Genomic DNA, 1,895 nt, shown 5'->3' with positions numbered 1-1,895 from the left:
CGCTCGCATTCGTGCACTAGCTCGACGACGCGCTGGTTCAGCGGGGCGGTCCGGCCGAGCGCGGCCGCCTGCGCGACGACCGCGCCGTTGATTACGTCTACCTCGGTCGGGCTGCCCCGCTCGAGGTCCTGTGACATCGACGCCTTCGTGGGTCCGAGACGGCTCAGCAGCGCCGCCAGGGCGCCCGCCGCGCGGGGCCGGTCGGCGTCCGCGTGCACGACGAGGTCGGCCGGGAGGATGCCCGCCACCTCGCCAGGCCGCACTCCGGCGGCGCACGCGACGTCATAGCCTTCGGTCCACAGCCGGTAGGCCAGCCATTCACCGGGCGGCTCGGCCGCCACCTGCCCGTAGGTCAGCCCCGACACGGCGCCGAGACCGGAAAAGGTGCTGTTGAGCAGGAGCTTGGCCCACACATGACCATTGATGTCGTCGACGACGACGGTTGGCGCGGCGGCGTCCAGGATGCCGGCCAGCTGGCCGGAACGCTCGCCCAGGTCCTGTCCACCCGGGCCGGAGCGGCCGAGGATGATCGGCGCTCGCGTCGTCTGGGCGACGTGGCCGGGGCTGATGTTCGTCGCGCCCCACTCGACGATGCCCGTGATGAGGCGGTCGGGGCCGGTGATCGCCGCCACCCGCGGCTGGATCAGCCCGTTGCCGAGGGACACGAACGTGCGCACAATCCCGCGGCTGACGAGCCCGGTGAGCACCGGCTCGAGATAGGGCGCCTTGAGGGTCAGCAGCGCGAAGTCGAACGGGCCCCGCAGGTCCGCCATGTCGGCGACGGCCGGAACCGGCACAACGGACGGCGTGCCGAGCTCGTCCAGCCGCAGCCCCGGCGACGTCAGCCGCGCGACGTGCTCCCGGTTCGCGTCCAGCGCTGTCACGTCATGCCCGGCCCTGGCGAGCTTGGCTGCGACGACTCCCCCGATCGCGCCCGCGCCGACCACGAGGACCCGCGGCCGGCCGGCCAGCGACGCCGGCGCGGCCGAATCATCGCGGTCGGGGAAATTCGGTGGTGTCATGTGCGTGGGTTTGGCTCCGGGGCAGGAAGGACTGTTGAGACGAGCCTAGTTAAGATTCGACTCTATGGCTAGTTATCGTTCCTTTCCTTGACATCCGAGTGTGTGACCTCGGATAATCAACACATTCGTTTATACGGCGACGTAGCCGAGCTTGCCGAGGCTCAAAGCTCGGCGGAGGTAAAAAACATGGCGCAGACAGTCACCGAAACAGCGGCAGCCGAGTCGGCCACGAAGGTCTCGGCCTTGCGCCGGCTGCACCACCACGCGTTCCCCGTGGCAGACCATGAAGTCACCAGGCAGTTCATGGAGGACATCCTCGGGATCCCGCTCAAGGCGACCTGGTGCGAGCGGTCGGAGCGCGGTGCCGTCGACCCGGAAGCCGAGGCGATGCCGGATGAATGGCAGGTAACGAAGCAGGGCACGGACTTCTGCCACACGTTCTACGAGCTCGCGGACGGCGGGGCCATCGCGTACTTCCAGTTCGACGGGCCCAACAAGAACCTCGTCGGGAGCACCAACATCTACTACCACCTCGCGCTTGAGACCGACCAAGCCGGCCAGGACGGGATCCACAAGCGGCTGCTCGACCGCGGGATCCAGCACCACATCATCAACCACGGGTACGTGACGTCGCTCTACGTCACGTCGCCCGACGGGCTCCTGTTCGAGTTCTGCGTGGACCCCGAGTTTGTCGACGAGATCCGCGAGATCCGCACCGCCAGCGCGCACGACGACCTGAAGCGCTGGCTGGGCGGAGACCACACGGTCAACAACCAGTGGCGTGGCACACCGCCGGAGATCTTCCCTGGTCGCTCCCTGTACGACCCACCCGCCAAGTAAGCACCGGTCCGGGCGGCCGGGCCGGCGCACGCC

2 protein-coding genes are annotated in these 1,895 nt (G+C 68.7%); one reads left to right on the top strand and one right to left on the bottom strand.

Features of this window, described 5'->3' with window-relative positions:
* Positions 1 to 1,022 (bottom strand): ketopantoate reductase family protein (locus WA805_RS21380; protein WP_425243212.1); only part of this gene is annotated, 1,022 nt, incomplete at its 3' end.
* A gap of 186 nt (positions 1,023 to 1,208) precedes the next feature.
* Here WA805_RS21380 and WA805_RS21375 point away from each other — a divergent pair.
* Positions 1,209 to 1,862, top strand: coding sequence for a VOC family protein (locus tag WA805_RS21375; protein ID WP_422277632.1), 654 nt, complete (start codon positions 1,209 to 1,211; stop codon positions 1,860 to 1,862).
* Positions 1,863 to 1,895: the final 33 nt, after the last annotated feature.

It is taken from the genome of Trebonia sp. (assembly GCF_049794275.1).
In the GTDB taxonomy this organism is placed as follows: Bacteria; Actinomycetota; Actinomycetes; order Streptosporangiales; family Streptosporangiaceae; genus Trebonia.
The sequence above is the reverse complement of the archived record's forward strand: the minus strand, read 5'-3'. Positions and strand labels throughout refer to the sequence as shown.

What these genes read in the sequence shown, in the direction of transcription:
- WA805_RS21375 (WP_422277632.1), top strand. Translation starts at nt 1,209, where the DNA reads ATGGCGCAGACAGTCACCGAAACAGCGGCAGCCGAGTCGGCCACGAAG.